The sequence below is a fragment of the Archangium violaceum genome (genome assembly GCF_016859125.1).
GTDB classification, from domain to species: domain Bacteria; phylum Myxococcota; class Myxococcia; order Myxococcales; family Myxococcaceae; genus Archangium; species Archangium violaceum_A.
On the sequence record NZ_CP069338.1, the window covers coordinates 11656513 to 11673569 of the forward strand.

17 protein-coding genes are annotated in these 17057 nt (G+C 68.4%); 11 read left to right on the top strand and 6 right to left on the bottom strand.

From position 1 onward, the window contains the following. Positions 1-5: 5 nt before the first annotated feature. The 3 genes from JQX13_RS49205 to JQX13_RS49215 form a co-directional block, all read right to left on the bottom strand. On the bottom strand, positions 6-761 hold the full coding sequence (locus JQX13_RS49205) for an MBL fold metallo-hydrolase (protein WP_203406298.1): 756 nt from the start codon (positions 759-761) through the stop codon (positions 6-8). Between the two features lies 1 nt (position 762). Then, positions 763-1413, bottom strand: coding sequence for a Crp/Fnr family transcriptional regulator (locus JQX13_RS49210; protein ID WP_203406299.1), 651 nt, complete (start codon positions 1411-1413; stop codon positions 763-765). A 204-nt stretch (positions 1414-1617) separates the two neighbouring features. Next, on the bottom strand, positions 1618-2001 hold the full coding sequence (locus JQX13_RS49215; RefSeq protein ID WP_203406300.1) for a histidine kinase dimerization/phospho-acceptor domain-containing protein: 384 nt from the start codon (positions 1999-2001) through the stop codon (positions 1618-1620). A gap of 137 nt (positions 2002-2138) precedes the next feature. On the opposite strand from JQX13_RS49215, the gene purM reads away from it, so the two are divergent. The 7 genes from purM (at position 2139) to murQ (ending at position 8000) form a co-directional block, all read left to right on the top strand. Continuing rightward, positions 2139-3176 (top strand): phosphoribosylformylglycinamidine cyclo-ligase, encoded by a 1038-nt coding sequence (gene purM / locus JQX13_RS49220; RefSeq protein ID WP_203406301.1) that lies wholly within the window; start codon positions 2139-2141, stop codon positions 3174-3176. Beyond that, the gene (purN, locus tag JQX13_RS49225) at positions 3173-3835 is read left to right on the top strand and encodes a phosphoribosylglycinamide formyltransferase (protein WP_203406302.1); all 663 of its coding nucleotides are present in this window, start codon (positions 3173-3175) and stop codon (positions 3833-3835) included. The genes purM and purN overlap by 4 nt, the downstream gene beginning before the upstream one ends. Next, the gene (locus JQX13_RS49230; protein ID WP_203406303.1) at positions 3832-4311 is read left to right on the top strand and encodes a DUF523 domain-containing protein; all 480 of its coding nucleotides are present in this window, start codon (positions 3832-3834) and stop codon (positions 4309-4311) included. The genes purN and JQX13_RS49230 overlap by 4 nt, the downstream gene beginning before the upstream one ends. A gap of 106 nt (positions 4312-4417) precedes the next feature. After that, positions 4418-5179 (top strand): arginyltransferase, encoded by a 762-nt coding sequence (locus JQX13_RS49235; protein WP_203406304.1) that lies wholly within the window; start codon positions 4418-4420, stop codon positions 5177-5179. Positions 5180-5264: 85 nt separating this feature from the next. After that, complete coding sequence (locus JQX13_RS49240; RefSeq protein WP_203406305.1) at positions 5265-6785, top strand: NAD(P)-binding protein; 1521 nt, start codon at positions 5265-5267, stop codon at positions 6783-6785. A gap of 100 nt (positions 6786-6885) precedes the next feature. Further along, the gene (gene rpmB, locus JQX13_RS49245; protein WP_043403428.1) at positions 6886-7077 is read left to right on the top strand and encodes a 50S ribosomal protein L28; all 192 of its coding nucleotides are present in this window, start codon (positions 6886-6888) and stop codon (positions 7075-7077) included. Between the two features lie 20 nt (positions 7078-7097). Further along, positions 7098-8000 carry an N-acetylmuramic acid 6-phosphate etherase gene (gene murQ / locus JQX13_RS49250; RefSeq protein WP_203412570.1) on the top strand — a complete coding sequence of 301 codons (903 nt, stop codon included), beginning with the start codon at positions 7098-7100 and terminating at the stop codon, positions 7998-8000. 12 nt (positions 8001-8012) lie between these two features. On the opposite strand, the gene JQX13_RS49255 is transcribed toward murQ, so the two are convergent. Continuing rightward, on the bottom strand, positions 8013-8954 hold the full coding sequence (locus tag JQX13_RS49255) for a TraB/GumN family protein (protein ID WP_203406306.1): 942 nt from the start codon (positions 8952-8954) through the stop codon (positions 8013-8015). A gap of 133 nt (positions 8955-9087) precedes the next feature. Here JQX13_RS49255 and JQX13_RS49260 point away from each other — a divergent pair, with 133 nt between their 5' ends. Next, positions 9088-10239, top strand: a complete 1152-nt coding sequence (locus JQX13_RS49260; RefSeq protein ID WP_203406307.1) for a hypothetical protein — start codon at positions 9088-9090, stop codon at positions 10237-10239. An 11-nt stretch (positions 10240-10250) separates the two neighbouring features. Here the strand turns inward: JQX13_RS49260 and JQX13_RS49265 are convergent, their stop codons facing one another. Together JQX13_RS49265 and JQX13_RS49270 are read right to left on the bottom strand one after the other, a co-directional pair. Further along, a complete protein-coding gene (locus tag JQX13_RS49265) occupies positions 10251-11228 on the bottom strand; it encodes a LysM peptidoglycan-binding domain-containing protein (protein WP_203406308.1) in 978 nt (325 codons plus the stop codon). Positions 11229-11355: 127 nt separating this feature from the next. After that, a complete protein-coding gene (locus JQX13_RS49270) occupies positions 11356-13089 on the bottom strand; it encodes a hypothetical protein (protein WP_203406309.1) in 1734 nt (577 codons plus the stop codon). A gap of 440 nt (positions 13090-13529) precedes the next feature. Between JQX13_RS49270 and gstA the strand changes: the two genes are divergently transcribed. The 3 genes from gstA to JQX13_RS49285 all read left to right on the top strand — a co-directional run bounded on the left by gstA (position 13530) and on the right by JQX13_RS49285 (position 17057). Continuing rightward, positions 13530-14138 carry a glutathione transferase GstA gene (gene gstA / locus JQX13_RS49275; RefSeq protein WP_203406310.1) on the top strand — a complete coding sequence of 203 codons (609 nt, stop codon included), beginning with the start codon at positions 13530-13532 and terminating at the stop codon, positions 14136-14138. A 172-nt stretch (positions 14139-14310) separates the two neighbouring features. Beyond that, positions 14311-15639, top strand: a complete 1329-nt coding sequence (locus JQX13_RS49280; RefSeq protein ID WP_203406311.1) for an amidohydrolase — start codon at positions 14311-14313, stop codon at positions 15637-15639. A gap of 245 nt (positions 15640-15884) precedes the next feature. Then, complete coding sequence (locus JQX13_RS49285) at positions 15885-17057, top strand: hypothetical protein (RefSeq protein ID WP_203406312.1); 1173 nt, start codon at positions 15885-15887, stop codon at positions 17055-17057.

The following is a 17057-nucleotide window of genomic DNA, read 5'->3' on the forward strand; positions in this document are numbered from 1 at the left end:
GCGGGCTAGAACTCGAAGGTGTCGCCGAGCTCCAGGATCTCCACCGGCATGTCGGCCAGCTCCTTCTTCACCTGGGGAACGAAGGCCGGCTTGATGTGGTAGACCAGCACGGAGCAGCCGTCGCGCTCGAAGCGGCTCAGCTCGCTCTTGAGCGTGCGCGGCGTGAGGTGACCGGACACGTCGGCCAGTTGCTGCAGTGCGTTGGGGAAGCTCGTCTCCACCAGGAGCGCCTTGAGGGTGGGCGTCTGGTTGAGCACCTTCCATAGCTTGTCGGTGGGCCCGGTGTCGCCGCTCATGGCCAGCGAGGTGCGTCCGCGGGTGATGATGAAGCCGCAGGACTCTACCGGGTGGTGCACGGGGATGGACTGCACCGTGTAGGGACCCACCTGGAAGGTGCTGCCGGCCCGGAAGGGCTTGATGCGCAGCACCGGCTCCTTGCGCGTGGGGATGCGCGTGAAGTCCGGCCAGAGGGCGTTGTTGAACATGTTCTCGCGCAGCGCACGGGCGCACTCGCGAGAGGCGTGGATGGTGACCGGCTTGTCACGGCGGCCGATGATCAGGTCCGCCATCAGCGGTAGATCCTTCACATGATCGAAGTGGCTGTGGCCGACGATGATGTCTTCGATCTTGCAGAGCTGCTCCAGCGACAACGTGCTCGTGAGCGCGCCCGCGTCGAGCGCGAGCACGTCGTCCACGAGGAAGCACGTCGTGCGACACGAGGGCAGCTCACCGCCATGGCACCCGAGGACCTGGAGCTTCACGCTAGAGATCTCCGAACTTCCACTTCATCTCCAGGTATTGGAGGAAGTCGTGGAGGCGGCCCGTGTCATAGACGGTGAGTCTGTCACCGGCGCGCTCCACCAGACCGGCCCGCTCCAACCGGTCCAGCATGTTGCGGATGGCCGGCTCGCCCACGCCGATCTGCCGTGGCAGCTCGCGCACCACGAACTCGATCTCCACCCCCTCCTCCATGGTCCGCCCACGCGTCTGGCTCGTCTGGAGGATGTGGTGCACCACCCGGCTGGCCGGATCCGCGTGCAGCAGGTTCTCGATCTGCGCGTCCGCCTCGGACAGGCGCTCGGCCAGCTTCTTGATCATCCTCACGGCGATCTCCGCGTTGCCGCGGATCATCCCCTCGAACGTCTTGGGATCGATGACCAGGAGCTTGGCGTCCTCGCTGACGCTGGCCGAGGCATTGCGCGGCTTGTTGGAGATGATGGCCATCTCGCCGAAGAACTCGCCCGGGCCGAGCACCGCCAGCACCTTCTCCACGTCGCGCACCCGCTTGGAGATCGCGATCCGTCCCGACTGGATGACGAACATCTCCTTGCCCGGCTCTCCCTCGCGGAAGAGGACCGTGCCCTTCGTGAACTCCTTGCCGAATCGCTGAAAGAGGGTTTCCTCGGCGCCCATCGCAGGACGAGTTAAGCCGCCCCCATCGACAGGGTCAAATTCCGGCCGCGATCCAATGTCTTCTCGGCGCGGGGTGTCGTCCAGACGCCCACCCCGAGGACGATCTCCTGAGTCCCTCCGTGTAGGAGCCTGAGAATGTCACACCTGGAGTGTGTCCGAGCGCCCACGGGTGGCCAGGGACTCCCGGAGAGCGAGGGGACGGCCTCACCCCTGGGGACGATGGGCGTCCAGCAGTTCCTGGATCTTCCGATCCGCGCGCTCGATGCCGTCCAGGATCTTCCCGGACATGGTGACCACCCGCTCCACGTTCTCGGGACAGCGGACGATCATCTGGGCGCCCATCCTGGCCGCCGACAGGTCGTTGCGCAGAGCGTGGCTCAGCTTGGAGACGAACTGTCTGCGCCGCTCCAGTTCCCGCGCGCGCTCGTCCTGGAGCAGGGCCTCGAGCCGTGCGTGCAACGCCTCCAGGAGGAGCTCCCGGACAGGGGCCGGTACCGAGGCCCCCTCCTCCTCCAGGACGGACGAGAGGACAGGCCGGAGCCGCTCGGGGACATCGGGAAGGGAGGGCGTGGGGGGAGTCGGGACCATGAGCCGACCGTCCCCTATCAGGCATGAGCGCCTCGGGGGAGGACGATCGTGCGGCTTTCCGGACAGCGCCGCGCAACCGACATCCGGACCGCCAACGGCCGAGACAACGGCCGGGAAAAGCCGGTAGAAGGCCGACCGTGGGAACGACCTACAAGCAGTCCGGAGTAGACATCGAGGCGGGCGACGCGTTCGTCGAGCGCATCAAGCCCTATGCGGCGAGGACGGTGAGGCCAGAGGTGGTGGCCGGGGTGGGAGGATTCGGAGGGCTCTTCGCCCTGCCGCCCGGGAAGTACCGGGAGCCGGTGCTGGTGGCGGGCACGGACGGAGTGGGCACCAAGCTGAAGGTGGCCTTCCAGGCGGGCCGGCACGGGACGGTGGGCATCGACCTGGTGGCGATGTCGGTGAACGACATCCTCACCTGTGGGGCGGAGCCGCTCTTCTTCCTGGACTACTTCGCCACGGGACGGCTGGAGGTGGATGCCGCGGCCGAGGTGGTGAAGGGCATCGCGCAGGGATGCGAGCAGGCGGGGTGCACGCTGCTGGGCGGGGAGACGGCGGAGATGCCGGGCTTCTACGCTCGGGGAGAGTACGACCTGGCCGGCTTCTGCGTGGGCGTGGCGGAGCGCTCGGAGCTCATCGATGGGAAGAGCGTGGCGCCCGGGGACGCGCTCATCGGGCTGCCCTCCTCCGGTCTGCACTCCAACGGCTACTCGCTGGCGCGCAAGGTGCTGCTGGAGGACGCGAAGCTGACGCTGGACGCGGTGCCCGAGGGGCTGGACCGTCCGCTGGCCGACGCGCTGCTGGAGCCCACGCGCATCTACGTGAAGGACGCGCTGGCGCTGATGAAGGCGGTGAAGGTGAAGGGCTTCGCGCACATCACCGGGAGCGGGATTCCGGGCAACCTGCCGCGGTGCCTGCCGGACGGGACGCGGGCGGTGCTGGACGAGAAGACGTGGAAGCGTCCGGCCATCTTCGAGCTCATCCAGAAGCTGGGCGGAGTCGAGCGCAAGGAGATGTACGACACCTTCAACATGGGCCTGGGGCTCATCGCGGTGGTGGCGAAGGCGGACGTGCCGGCGGCGTTGGCGACGCTGAAGGCGCGCGGGGTGGAGGCGACGGAGGTGGGCCGCGTGGAGACGGGCGAGGGCGAGGCCACGGCGGTCATCGAGGCATGAGCGGCCGGACGAAGCTGGGCGTCCTGGTGTCGGGCAGCGGGAGCAACCTGCAGGCCCTGCTCGACGCATGCGCCCGGCCGGACTTCCCCGCCGAGGTGGCGGTGGTGGTGTCCAACGTGGGAACGGCCTTCGCGCTGGAGCGGGCGAGGAAGGCGGGCGTCGCGGCGGTGGTGCTGGATCACAAGGCCTTCGGCGCGCGAGCGGACTTCGAGAAGGCGCTGGTGGACACGCTGGTGTCCGCGGGCGTGGAGTGGGTGTGCCTGGCGGGCTTCATGCGGTTGCTGGGGGTGGACTTCCTGGGACGCTTCCCGGGGAAGGTGCTGAACATCCACCCGTCGCTGCTGCCCGCCTTCCCGGGGCTGCATGCGCAGCGACAGGCACTGGAGCGCGGGGTGAAGCTGGCCGGGTGCACGGTGCACTTCGTGGATCCAGGCATGGACACGGGCCCCATCATCGCGCAGGCGGTGGTGCCGGTGCTTCCGGGTGACGACGAAGCGGCGCTGACGGCGCGCATCCTGAAGGAGGAGCACCGGCTGTACCCGCTGGTGGTGAAGCTGGTGGCCACGGGAGCGGTGCGGCTGGAGGGCGGGCGGGTGGTGACGGAGGCGGGACCCGCCATGGGCGAGCAGAGCCTGCGCAACCCGGGAGAGCCGGGATGACGCGCGAGGAGCGGGTGGCGGCGCTGCACGAGGCAAGGGTGGTCCTGGTGAGCGCGTGCCTGCTGGGAGAGGCGTGCCGCTACGACGGCAAGTCGAAGGGCTCGGACAAGGTGATGCGGGCGCTGGAGGGCAAGGAGGTGGTGCCCGTGTGTCCGGAGACGGGCGCGGGACTGGGCATTCCGAGACCCGCGGTGGAGCTGAAGGGCGGAGCGGGAGCGGAGGTGCTGGCGGGCCGGGCGAGGGCGGCGGAGGTGGAGTCGGGGACGGACCGGACGGAGGCCTTCCGCAGGGGCGCGGAGCTGGCGCTGGCGGCGGCGAGGCGCTTCGGGGTGACGGTGGCGCTGCTGAAGGAGCGCAGCCCTTCTTGTGGGACGCAGGGCACGCACGTCGACGGAGTGGTGGTGAAGGGACAGGGAGTCACGGCGGCGTTGTTGAGCCAGTCCGGACTCACGGTGTTGAGCGACGAGGATCTCTGAGGAGTCCCCTCTCCCTCCGGGAGAGGGCTGGGGTGAGGGTATGCCCGCCTCCCTGGCCGCCTCTTGACGTGACGCCCGTCATCACCCAGGAACGAAGGGGGAATCCATGGCCATCATCCTGGGACATACCGTCGAACCACCCGGCCCCTGCAGCTACCTGCCGGACCAGAGTTCCTCACTGGAACAGCTGGTCATGCAGGACGTGACGGCCGAGGAGTACGAGCGGATGCTCGTGCGAGGGTGGCGCCGCTTCGGCCCGATGTACTTCCGGCCCGCCTGCCAGGCGTGCATGGCGTGCGTCTCCCTGCGCATCCCCACGGAGACCTTCCAACCCAACCGCAGCCAGCGCCGGGCACGCGCCGCGTGTGCCCACTTCCGCGTGGAGGTGGGCCCCCCCCGGGTGGACGAGCAGCGCCTGGCGCTCTACCAGGCCTGGCACTCCGAGCGGGAGCAGACGCGCGACTGGGAGGCCTCGCCGCTCGGCAGGCGCGAGTACTTCCTCCAGTTCGCCTTCCCCCACCCGGCCGCGCGCGAGGTGGCGTACTACGACGACACCGCCGAGGAGGGCCCCCGGCTGGTGGGCCTGGGCATCTGCGACGAGATGCCCCAGGCCTGGAGCGCGGTGTACTTCTTCTACGATCCCGAGTACGCGCGCTACTCGCCGGGCTCGGCCAACGTGGTGTTCCAGGTGGAGCTGGCACGGGCGCGGGGAATTCCCCACGTGTACCTCGGCTACCGCGTCCAGGACTGCGCGTCCCTGCGCTACAAGGGGACGTTCCGCCCCCACGAGCTGCTCGAGGGTCGTCCTGGCCCCGACGAGGTTCCGCGTTGGCGTCCCGAGGAGCCCTCCGGGGAGCCCCAACCCTAGGGCCCTTACCGGGCGGCCTTTTTGGGCGCCCTGGGCGGGAAAGCGCTGCCGGGCCCCAAGCAACGTGTGTAGTGTGCGCGGCGCAATGCCGACACCCGCCACCAGATCCAAGCCGCTCCCCTCCGCCACGGCCCCGTCCAGGCACGTCTATGACGTGATCGTCCTGGGCAGCCAGCTGGGCGGAGCGCTCGCCGCGGCACTGCTCGCGAAGCGGGGATACAGCGTGCTCCTGGTGGAGCACGATGGGACCGGGCCGGGCTACGAGCACGACGGCTTCGTGCTGCCCTACGCGCCCTTCGTCGCCCCGGCCCTCAAGACGATGCCCGCGGTGGAGGAGGCCTTCACGGAGCTGAGCCTCACCACGCAGCTGCAGCGCAGCCAGCAGCCCCACGTGCCCGAGCTGCAGCTGGTGCTGCCTCGCCACCGGGTGGACCTGCACACCGACGCGACCCGTCGGCGCGCCGAGCTCGTCCGGGAGTTCGGCACCGAGGGCGAGCGCATCCTCGCGGACATCTCCGCCTCGGCCACGCAGCACGAGCCCTCCGATGCCTTCTTCAAGGAAGGTCCGCCGCTGCCGCCGGACGGACTCATGGAGGGCTGGAACCTCAAGAAGCGCATGCGTCAGCACCCGGGGCTCGAGACGGAGCCGCGGCTGGCGGGAGAAGACGAGCCCTCGAAGCTGCTGCGCGGCCTGCTGCCTTTCGTCGTCCACCTGGATCAACCCACCTCGCCCCTGGCGCGCACGCGGCCCCTGTCGCAGGCGCTGCAGTCGCCCTGGCGCTACCCGGGCGGACGGGATGGCCTGCGCAAGCTGCTCTTCGAGCGGCTCGTGGAGCTGGGCGGAGACCTGCTCAGCCCCGAGAACACGGACACCTACGTGGTGGAGGAGCTGCACTTCGACGGAGGCCGCTTCTCCGGGGTGAAGCTGCTGCGCTCGGACACGCTCTACCGGGCCTCGTGCCTGGTGTCCGCCACGGACGCGGGAGCGCTGCGGCGGCTCATCACGGATCGCAAGAAGCACCGGGCCCTGAGCGAGCACCTGGACCTGGCCACCATCAAGTCCTTCCTCTTCGCGGTGAACTGGGTGGTGCCCGAGGCGGTGCTGCCGCGTGGCATGGGGGAGCTGCTGCTCCTGGACACCGAGGACGCCGAGCTGGGCCCGCTGCTCGTCCAGCAGCACCCCGCCCGGACGGCCGAGGACAAGGACGCGCCCTCGCTCCGCGTCGTCTGCGCCGGAGGCTTCGTGCCCGCGAGCGTACGCGACCTGGGTGAGGGCTACCTCCAGTCGCTGGCCATGCGCATCGACGCGCACCTGGAAGCGCTGATGCCCTTCACGAAGAACAAGCGCCTGCTGCGCTCGGCCCCCTACCTGGACGCGGGCGCCGTGCGTGGCAGCCGGCTCATGCCGCACCCGCACTACGTCTTCGACTCGGAAGCCGTGCTGGGGGTCACGGGGTTGAAGCAGCACACTCCCTCCAAGAACCTGCTGCTGGCCGGGCGGGAGGTCCTCCCCGGGCTGGGTCTCGAGGGAGAGTTCCTGGCTGGTGCGCGAGCCACGCGGCTGGTTCAGGAAATGCTGAAGAAGAAGGCCGTCCTCAAACGCTGAGGACGGATCAGACTGGATTTTCCAGTGGTTTGTAGATAGGTTCCGCCGCTCTCTTAGGGCGGGCTCTCATTTCGTCCCTGATTTCAAGGAGTTGGCAGTCATGGCCTGGAAGTGTGACATCTGCGGGAAGCGGCCGCTCGTGGGCAACAACGTCAGCCACGCGAACAACAAGACGAAGAAGCGGACGCTCCCGAATCTCCAGAAGATCCGGGCGTCCGTCGAGGGCCGCACGGAGCGCGTGTTGGCCTGCACCCGCTGCATCAAGGCGGGCAAGGTGACCAAGGCGGCCTGAGGACGCCCGTGCGCTCGCGGGTGGGAAGATCGCGCTCGAAGAGGATCGCACTCCCGCCCACCGAGCGTTCGCATCCTCGGGCGGACGACCTGGACCTCGCCTCTCCGGAGGAGGTCGTTCGCCTTCTGCATCAAGAAGATGAAGCAGCTGTCCGTGCGGTCCGTCCTGCGCTACGTGATGTAGCGAGCGTGGCTCGGTCCGTGGCGGACGCATTGCGGGCGGGTGGCCGCCTGCTCTACGTGGGAGCGGGGACCAGCGGGCGCCTCGGGGTGCTCGATGCGAGCGAGTGCCCGCCCACGTTCGGAGCCTCCCCTTCCCAGGTGCAAGCGGTGATCGCCGGTGGCCGCCGGGCGATGACGCGCGCCGTGGAGGGCGCGGAGGATGACGCCGAGGCCGGTGGCGCCTCCATGAGCCGGCTGCGCGTGGGGCCCCGGGACGTCGTATGCGGCATCTCCGCGAGCGCGCGGACTCCCTTCGTCCTGGGCGCGATGGACGAGGCGAAGCGGCGGGGAGCGCGCACGGTGCTGGTGTGCTGCAACCCACCGGGCCCGCGCGTGAAGGTGGATCACGTGCTGCTGGCCGAGACGGGGCCGGAGCTGGTGGCGGGCAGCACGCGGCTGAAGGCGGGCACGGCGACGAAGCTGATCCTCAACGCGCTCACCACGACGGCCTTCGTGCTCCTGGGCAAGGTGTACCGGGGGCGGATGGTGGACGTGCGGCCCACGAACGAGAAGCTGCGGGAGCGAGCCGCGCGGATGGTGGCGGAGCTGACGGACCTGCCCCCCGCGGCGGCGAAACGGCTGCTGGAGCAGGCCGGCAACGAGGTGAAGGTGGCGCTGGCCATGCACTTCACGGGACTCCCCGCGAAGGAGGCCAGGCGCCGCCTGAAACACGCCCCGCTGAGAACCCTGGCGGATTCCTGACGAATTGCCCGCTCAAGGCTCGCGCGGAAGCTGGCGCACCTGGAATCCCTTGCGGGTCAGGAGGTCGAGGATGCCGCGCTCCCCCACCAGGTGGCCGGCACCCACCACGACGAAGTGTGTCTCCGGCTTGTCGAGCATCGCCGCCATCTTGTCCGCCATCTCCTGGTTGCGCTTGAAGAAGAGAGCCTCGTAGAAGGGGCCGTAGACGGGGTCGTCCTTGTTCTCGAAGAGCACCTTGGCCAGGGCGTCGGGGTTACCGCCCTCCCACGCGGTGGCCACCTGGGCCATGCTGACCGACGTCAGCGCCGAGTTCTCGAGCTGATCCCTCAACATCAGATCCTGCAGCTCGTCGGAGAAGCCAGCGAGCATGCGCATCTGGCTGTCGAGCGTCTCCAGCTCCACGAGGGTCTTGCTGCCTCGCGCCCTGGCCAACAGCAGCCGGTCGATGCCACCCGCCTCCGAATAGCCGGCCTTCTGCATCTCCAACACGGAGAGCGTGATGGACAGCAGCCACGGCCGCATGCGCTCGACGGCCGCCGCGGGGAGCCCCACCCGCTGGAGCGCCTCGGGCAGCAGCGCTCGCGTCTCGGGACGCAGGTGCGCGCTCAGGCTGTCGGGCGGAGAGAGGATGCCCAGACTCATCACCAACCGCTGCGACTCGCGCGGAGACGCCTGGTCCGGATCCAGCTCCACCACCAGGGCCTGCGAGCGCTCGAGCGCGGCCTCCAGGGACGGCGGGAAGACGAACTGGCCGGGTCTGCCCAGATGCACCGAGCCGGTGAGATAGAGCGGCTTGTCCGGCGCACCCGGGCGCGTCACCTCCCAGAGGAAGGCAAGCGGCCGCGCGACGGCGGCGGGCTGTGGCGCGGAGACGGGAACGTCCCTCGCCGGGGTGGTGGCACAGGCGGTGCCGAAAACAGCGAGGAGGGCCAATAACAGTCGGGTCGGGCGCATGGTGTGTCCGTTGGGACGCGACAGTGAACGAGGGCCTGACGGCATACAAGTACGCCGGGCCGGATTCATCCGCGGAGCCGCTCGGCCTATGATCTCCCCGTCGTCCCCGGGGAGACCCGGCCGGGAGGGGCCCATGGCTCGAGACATGCTGTCGAAACACCTGCGTCCGCACGCACTCATCACCCTCGTCGCGGTGATGACGAGCGGATGCCTCGGCCACTTCTACGAAATTCCGCGGACGGAGCTGGAGCGCCTCGCGCGGACCCCACCCGAGGAGCGCGGACAGGGTGTGTATGCCGTGCAGAGGTTCTCAACGGCGGAGGAGCCGACACCTGCGCCTCCCTGGGCACCCGTCACGGGTGAGCCGCCACCGGGCTACTACCTGAGCCTGCACGGCCACTGGATGCCTTCCTTCTACGTCGATTACGGCGAGCCCTACTACGCGCCGCCCACCTACCGGGCCCCCGCCGTCCACGACGCCACGCCCGTCTCCGGTGCCCCATCCGGCGGCTCGGTAACCTCCGTGGGCTCTTCCGCGGGCTCTTCCCTCGACGCCATCAAGGCCGCCGACAGACTGCTGGTGGTGGCAGTAGTCGTCGGGGTCGCGGTAGGCGTCGGGCTGGCCGCCACCGAGGGCCTCCGCTACGAGGGCACGGTCGCCGTGCACCCGCATCACCCGTTGCACCTCTGGCACGGCGATGGCTCGCAGAGCATCGTCGCGCTCGACGAGCTCTCCCCCGAGCATCTGCAAGGCATCGACAGCGCCACGGTGTCGGGCCGCGAAGGCGCCGGAATGTGGCTGCGGGGTGCCGCGCCCATCAACCGCGCGGGCTTCTCGTACCAGTTCGGTGCCGGCGAGGACACCTTCACCCTGCCCGGCCGCCAGAGCCTGCGGAGCCTCGGCTTCCGCTTCGCGCTCGGCTACTACCCCTCGAGGAAGTTCGGCATCCTCGCCGACTCACGTCTGCAGTTCGACGATGACGCGCTCAACGGCTTCTACAACGTGCGCCTGGGCCTGGAGGCCCAGTGGTATCCCATCTCCTTGTGGCGCCTGCACCTGGGCCCCTTCGTCGGCGGCGGGCAGTCGTGGTCCGCCTCGGCCGGGGCGACGCTACCCACCACCCAGGGCCAGCGGCCCTACGTCTCCTTCGGAGGGCTCGCGGAGCTCGAGCTCTCCACGCGCCTGGGGCTGACCTTCCGCTGGACCCAGGACTGGCTGCCCACCGCCAGCGCGGACACCCGCGACTTCATCAGCTCATGGTCGGTGGGGTTCGCCGTCTACTGACGCGACCCGCCTCAGGCCGAGAACAGGTAGAGCCGCGGCTCTGGCAGCTTCTTCACCCGCCAGATGTGACGCTGCTCCAGCGGCACCCAGTCCATCTCCAACGGACGGGGGATGTAGATGAGTCCGGGATCGTCCTCGCTGGAGAGCACGAACCTGCCGCTGTCGTCCTTGAGCGTGCAGCCCACGTCGATGAGCAGGTGGCTCTGGATCTTCTCGGGGTCTGTCGTGCCCCAGTTGAACCGAGCGATCGCATCCACCGTCATCTCGTACGCCTCGGCGATGCTCTCCAACGTCTCGCCATCGGCGACCTTGTGCGAGACGAGGCGCGCGAGGAAGCGTCCCGAAACACCCTTCTTGCGCCGGCGGCGGGTCTTCCCCACCGGCTGCATGGCCGGGAGGATGCCGGCCTTCACGAACGCCAGCGTCTCCTTCAGGGTCGCCCCTTCGATGGACGCAGCCACCTTGACGCGCCCCTGGGGGAGATTCGAGACCTCGATATGGCCCTCCTCGTCGGTCTTGACCTTCTGCGCCGAACCATCCGGGAGCGTGAGGCGGAGCTCGAGATCCGCGATCGGATCCTCGGTGACGTCGTCGACGACCTGCAGCATCAGCCGCAGCTTCTCCTCCTCGGGCGCGGGAGCTGGCGAGGCTGGCTTCTTGTCGAGCGGAGGCACCACCCCGGACACCATCTTCAGGGGGGCTCGCGCCAGCCGGAACTGCCCGCGGGAGATCAACGTCGCAACCTGCCGCACCACCTCATCCTGGGTGACGGGCTCGAACGACCCCCCGAGGGAGTGGGTGTGGACCAGTTCGCGCAACGTCCGCAGGTTGAAGTAGTCCTGCGCGAAATCACGCAGCCGGCGCTCGGCCCGCCACGTGTCCCCGAGCGCCACGAGCTGGTGCCCGGAAGGGACAGGCTCGTGGAACTCGAGCAGGAAGTACTCGTGATCTCCATCGAGCAACCGATGATGATTGGAGCGGAAGGCCACTCCCCCGTTTCGAGCTTCGCTGGCCATGGGCGGAAGCATAACACAGGGAGGGAACCAGGCAGGATAGAGGCCAGGACGGGGACTCACGCGCCCTGCCCTGGCCTCTTCTCGTGGCGCGGGCGCTACGCTACGGCGTGGAGCCGGCGGAAACCTCTCCCAGGGCGTTCAAGAGCGCATCCCGCAGCTCTCCCGGCTGGTCCGCACGGAAGAACTGACCCTTGCCCGCCAGCGAGATGCTCTGGAGCATGGGGCTGCTGTCACCGTAGCCGACGACGAACGTGCGCACCGACTGATTGCCCGGCATGTCGCCACGCAGGTCCGCGTGCGACAGGAAGAACGCCACGTCATCCATGAAGTTCTTGTTCGTCGTCGCCAGACCCGTGGGCCAGTTGTAGTCGGTGTAATCGCAGGCCTGCTGGGTGGAGCCGAACAGGTGGCAGTAGTTCACACCACCCGGGTTCGGGTTCGTCTGGGGGTTGCTCGGATCGAACGTGAGGAGCGAGCCATCCGCGTGCCGCGCACCATCCGCCACGAGGATGTCCATCATTCTGGTGATGGGCACCGAGTTGTCGGAATGAGGCCGTCCACCGGTCACCACGATGACGGCATTGGCCTGGGACTCGGAGCAGACGGACCTGTCGGTTCCGGAGCCCTCCCACGGCTGACCCGGCCGGTAGTACCCCGTAGCGGGATCCACGGATTTCGGCTTGATCCACTCATCACTCGCCCCACCCCAGTTCTGGCCCGACTCCCCCGTGTACGGGTTGTCGGAGGTTCCACCGCTGCAGCAGCCCGGCCATCCCCAGCCAGGGTTGATGGGCTGGTTGAACCAGTTCGCCCACTTACCGTCCACCCCTTGCGAGGAGAAGTAGCCACCCAGACCGAAGAGCGCCTCACCGGTGGAGCGCTCGTTGTTGCGGAATTCCGTCTTGTTGACGGCCTTCATCAGCAGGGGCCGATCGAGCGCCACCTCATCGATATTCGGAGAAGACTTGTCACAGCTCGGGCGCACCGACGCGAGCAGTTCCGGCGGATCGTACCAGCCATGGTCCTTCCCGAAGGTGGCCACCCCCATACGGACGTTGCTCGCGGCGGCGATGGCATCCTTGAGCGCCTTGCGCGCGATCACGAACTTGGGCGGACGCACGTTGAGCACGCGTCCGCTGACAACCCACTTGCGGAACGCCTCGGGAGGGAGCGGCGCCTCGCCGGGCTTCTGATTGGGACCCTGATAGGGCTTCAGCGCGTCGGTCACGATCGGCCCTCGCCACCAGCCCCTGGTCGTCAGGCACCGCACGCAGTCGTCCATGATCTGCGTTGCCATGTAGGGATAGTCGTTGAAATCCCAACCCACGCTCGAGTAGCAGGCGGTGAGCGTGTTACTGGAGGAGGCCATCGACTCGAAGTCGGGGTAGAGCGTAGCCGGAGATTCCTCCACGACGAAGTTAATGCGCCGTCCGCGCGAGTGGTAGAACCTGTTCGGATCGAAGAACGGCGAGGCCAGATCAGCGTCGCTGTCGTAGATGACGGAGCCGTTCTTCGCCGGATCCGGGCTGTCCTTGTCGAACCAGCTCATCGCTGCGACCAGCGCCGGGTCATCGCAGCCCGTGTTGAGAGCGAGTCCGCCCGAGCCCGTGCCTCCGCGGTCACCGGGCCTGGTGGCGGGCGTGGCTGGCGGCTCGTAGCCGGGCGTGAAGGCCTCGGGCAGGTACTCGGGGTAGTCCTGCATAGACTCATGATTGTCCAACAGGAACATGACACCGGGCGGAGAGTCCGCGTGGCTCTCGAAGGGCACCAGCCCCGAGGCCCCGGCCATCACCAGACCCAGGGTCAATCCCAACCGCTGACTGACGGGTCTCACCAAAAAACCTACACGCCTACCGGAATCACTTCGCATCTGTTCGGCTCCTGGATGGATTTTTCTAGGACACGACCCCCCCGCCCCCCAGCGGCATCGAGGTCGCGTCCTTGATACCGCAATGAGCACACGCATGTATATGATTAAATCAACCCCTAACATCGAATGGGCTGTCCATCCGTCCCAAGGATAAAGGTACCGTGACGGACCGTGCAGGGATTGCGGTGTGCAAGACTTGCGGTGTGCAAGAGTTGCGGAGTCCTCCTGGCGCCTCCACCCGACACGTACGTGTTTTGTCTGATGTGACGTAAAGGGCGAGAAAAAACCCGGGGTCACCCGGACCCTGCTTGACTCGCCGTGCAGGCGGATTCCATGGCGCGGGAGCGGAGAAACGGGCAGATTGCCCGGCCGCCTGCACCCAGGCATACAAGGAGTCCTCACGTATGAAGCTCTACTACTCCCCAGGGGCCTGCTCGCTGTCGCCGCACATCGTCCTGCGCGAGGCGGGTCTGGACTTCCAGGTCGAGAAGGTCGACCTGCGTGCCAAGAAGACCGAGTCCGGCAAGGACTTCACCGCCATCAACCCCAAGGGCTACATCCCGGCCCTGCAGTTCGATGACGGCAACATCCTCACCGAGGGACCCGCCATCGTTCAGTACATCGCCGACAAGGCCCCTCAGTCCAAGCTGGCCCCGGCCAACGGCACCCTGGAGCGCTACCGTCTCCAGGAGTTGCTCAACTTCATCAGCACCGAGCTGCACAAGAACTTCACTCCCCTCTTCAACCCCTCGTTCCCCGAGGAGGGAAAGAAGATCCAGCGCGAGCTCCTCGGCAAGCGCTTCGACACCCTGAGCACCCAGCTCGAGAAGGGTCCCTTCCTCATGGGCGAGCAGTTCACCGTCGCCGATGCCTACCTCTTCACCGTGCTCGGCTGGAGCCAGTTCACGGGCATCGACCTCTCCCAGTGGCCGGTGCTCAAGGCCTACCACGCGCGCGTGGCCGAGCGGCCCAACGTGCAGGCGGCGCTCAAGGCCGAGGGTCTGCTGAAGTAGTCTCCTGAAGTCCCGGCTGCTCGGGCCGCCGGCCCTGGCCTCACGGCCCGAGCACCTCCCTCCTCATCCGAGAGCTGTCTCCCCGGGGACGAAGAACCCCCACCGGTGGATTGGGCGTCGAGGTGTGGCCGTGCTGTAGTCGGCTCCCCCGCTCCAGACCGGAGACAGCACGGTGAAATCACTCCCCCTCCTCGCACTCGTCCTCGCCGCCACCACCTGGGCCCCAGGGGCCGCGCGGGCCGCGAATGCCACGAAAACCGCCTCCCCCGTCCTCCAGGGTCTCGACGGGCTCTATCCCGAGCTCGATGCCCTCTACAGGGAGCTGCACCAGAACCCCGAACTCTCCCTCCAAGAGGAGAAGACCGCGGCGAAGCTGGCCGGGCGCCTGCGCAAGCTCGGCTTCGAGGTGACCGAGAAGGTCGGCGGCCATGGTGTGGTGGCCCTGCTGCGCAACGGCAAGGGCCCCACGGTGATGCTGCGCACCGATCTGGATGGCCTCCCGGTGGAGGAGAAGACGGGGCTGCCCTACGCCAGCCAGGCGAAGGCGAAGGACGACGCCGGCCAGAGCGTGTCCGTGATGCACGCCTGCGGGCATGACGTCCACATGACGTCCTGGCTCGGCACCGCCACGCTCCTGGCACGCTCGAAGGATCGCTGGCGCGGCACCCTCATGATGGTCGGCCAGCCCGCCGAGGAACGGGGCAGCGGCGCGCGGCGGATGCTCGAGGACGGCCTCTACAAACGCTTCCCCAAGCCGGACTTCGCCGTCGCCATCCACAACAGCGCCACCGCGGCGTCGGGCACCGTCGAGTACGTGTCCGGCTACGCCCTGGCCAACGTGGACTCCGTCGACATCACCCTCTACGGCAAGGGCGGTCACGGCGCCTACCCGCACACCACGGTGGACCCCATCGTCCTCGCGGCCCGCACCATCCTCTCGCTGCAGACCCTCGTGAGCCGGGAGAAGTCCCCGCTCGAGCCCGCCGTGGTGACGGTGGGCTCCATCCACGGCGGCACGAAGCACAACATCATCCCCGACGAGGTGAAGCTCCAGCTCACCGTGCGCTCCTACAAGCCCGAGGTCCGCAAGCAGCTGCTCTCCGCCATCGAGCGCGTGGTGAACGCCGAGGCCATGGCGGCCAACGCCCCCCGCAAGCCCGACGTGGCCGTCACCGAGGGCACGCCCGCCACCTACAATGATCCGGAGCTGACGAAGCGGCTGATCGGCGCCGTCACCCGGGTGCTCGGCGCGGAGAACATCCGCGAGGCCCAGCCCGTCATGGGCGGCGAGGACTTCTCCGAGTACGGCCTCGCCGGAGTCCCCGCGGTGATGCTCTGGTTGGGCACCGTCGAGCCCAAGCGTCTCGCGGAGGCCAGGGCCGCAGGTGCGACGCTCCCCTCCCTGCACTCCCCTCTCTTCGCCCCGGATCGCGAGCGGACCCTCCGCACCGGTGTCACCACGCTGACGACCTCCGCCCTGGAGCTGCTGGCCAGGCCGTAGCCCCGCTCAGGCTGGGAACACCTTCGCCCCTGAAAGATTCGACCCCTGAACCTTCCAACCCGGAAGGTTCGGGCTTGAAGTATGTCGGTGCCAATGTCGATGCAAGGCTTTGGCGCAATCACATACAAACGGGCGAGGCGACGGAGGGCCGCCGACGATCTGGCGCCCGCTCGTCCGCCCGGTCAGCAGCCAAATCCTCTCGCGCATCGCCCGAGCGGGAATGGCCGCATGGACGATGTTCGCGAATGCGCGCTACCCTTCGCTCCGCCATGCGCGCAGTGCTTCTCGCCTTGATGTTTCTCCTCCCAGCCCTGGCGTCCGCCACGGACGTGCAGGGAACCCTCTCCGGCCATACCGTCTGGAAGAGGAGTGGCAGCCCCTATGTCCTGAAGGGCGATGTCACCGTGGCCTGGGGCGCTCGGCTGACGCTCGAGCCCGGCGTCCAGGTCATCGCGGCCTCCGAGGACGCGCTGGGCTCCGGTGTGGATCCGCGGCGGGTGGAGCTCATCGTGGATGGGACGCTGGTGGTGCGAGGCACCGCGGCGCACCCGGTCGAGCTCTCCTCGCGTGGAGGAGAGGGCTCCTGGTACGGCATCCGGGTCCGGGGCGGTCGAGGTACGGAAATCCACGGCGCCGTCATCACCCGCGCGGCCCAGGGCATCTCCCTGGGCATGAGCGCGGTGGTGCGGAACACCTCGGTGAGCGCCACCACCCGGGACTGTCTCCAGGTGCTCTGGGGGTCCGCCACGCTGGAGGGCAATGAGCTGAGCCAGTGTGGAGCGCGCGAATCATCTGTCCGTGTGCGGGTGGCGGAGAATCACTCCCCCGCTCAGACCAAACAGGCCCACCGGAGCGAACCCAGCGTCCGGGGCCGGCGCGTCTTCATGACGTTCGAGCGGGGGACGCGTGGCGGAGCGCTCGCGTCCAGAGCCACCGCCCGGGAGCACACGGCGGGCACGCGCGTCGCCACCTTCCGCGCGACGGGAGTGGCCATCGAGCAGGCCCTCGGGCGAAGAGCCTGGGGCCGACCCCGCCTCCCGGTGGAACGCCCCGGGACTCCGCCTCCGGGTGGAACCTCTCCGCCCCTCGCCCTCGACTCCCGCGAGGAGTGCGCCCGCGAACCTCGAGTGCTCGAATCCCCCGAGTGCCCCGGCGTCCGACGATGGCGCGAGAAACAGGAACGACTCGGAGAAGAACGACTCGGAGAAGCTCCACCCGGAGTCCTACGTCCCCATGCGCCAACGGCCCTCCGGCCCCCCCTGGCGGACGTGGGACCTCCCGACCCGGGGTGGGCCGGGGAACGGAGCCTGGCGCCGGACAGGGTCGCCCAGAGTGCGAGCGTGGGGTCACAATTGAGGGATTCTCGTCGTTCCACCCCGGGCGTCCCGGCATCCGTGGGACCCGGGCCTTACACTTGA

What these genes read in the sequence shown, in the direction of transcription:
- JQX13_RS49210 (WP_203406299.1), bottom strand. Translation starts at nt 1,413, where the DNA reads ATGGGCGCCGAGGAAACCCTCTTTCAGCGATTCGGCAAGGAGTTCACG.
- JQX13_RS49215 (WP_203406300.1), bottom strand. Translation starts at nt 2,001, where the DNA reads ATGGTCCCGACTCCCCCCACGCCCTCCCTTCCCGATGTCCCCGAGCGG.
- purN (WP_203406302.1), top strand. Translation starts at nt 3,173, where the DNA reads ATGAGCGGCCGGACGAAGCTGGGCGTCCTGGTGTCGGGCAGCGGGAGC.
- JQX13_RS49230 (WP_203406303.1), top strand. Translation starts at nt 3,832, where the DNA reads ATGACGCGCGAGGAGCGGGTGGCGGCGCTGCACGAGGCAAGGGTGGTC.
- JQX13_RS49235 (WP_203406304.1), top strand. Translation starts at nt 4,418, where the DNA reads ATGGCCATCATCCTGGGACATACCGTCGAACCACCCGGCCCCTGCAGC.
- JQX13_RS49240 (WP_203406305.1), top strand. Translation starts at nt 5,265, where the DNA reads ATGCCGACACCCGCCACCAGATCCAAGCCGCTCCCCTCCGCCACGGCC.
- rpmB (WP_043403428.1), top strand. Translation starts at nt 6,886, where the DNA reads ATGGCCTGGAAGTGTGACATCTGCGGGAAGCGGCCGCTCGTGGGCAAC.
- JQX13_RS49255 (WP_203406306.1), bottom strand. Translation starts at nt 8,954, where the DNA reads ATGCGCCCGACCCGACTGTTATTGGCCCTCCTCGCTGTTTTCGGCACC.
- JQX13_RS49260 (WP_203406307.1), top strand. Translation starts at nt 9,088, where the DNA reads ATGGCTCGAGACATGCTGTCGAAACACCTGCGTCCGCACGCACTCATC.
- gstA (WP_203406310.1), top strand. Translation starts at nt 13,530, where the DNA reads ATGAAGCTCTACTACTCCCCAGGGGCCTGCTCGCTGTCGCCGCACATC.
- JQX13_RS49285 (WP_203406312.1), top strand. Translation starts at nt 15,885, where the DNA reads ATGCGCGCTACCCTTCGCTCCGCCATGCGCGCAGTGCTTCTCGCCTTG.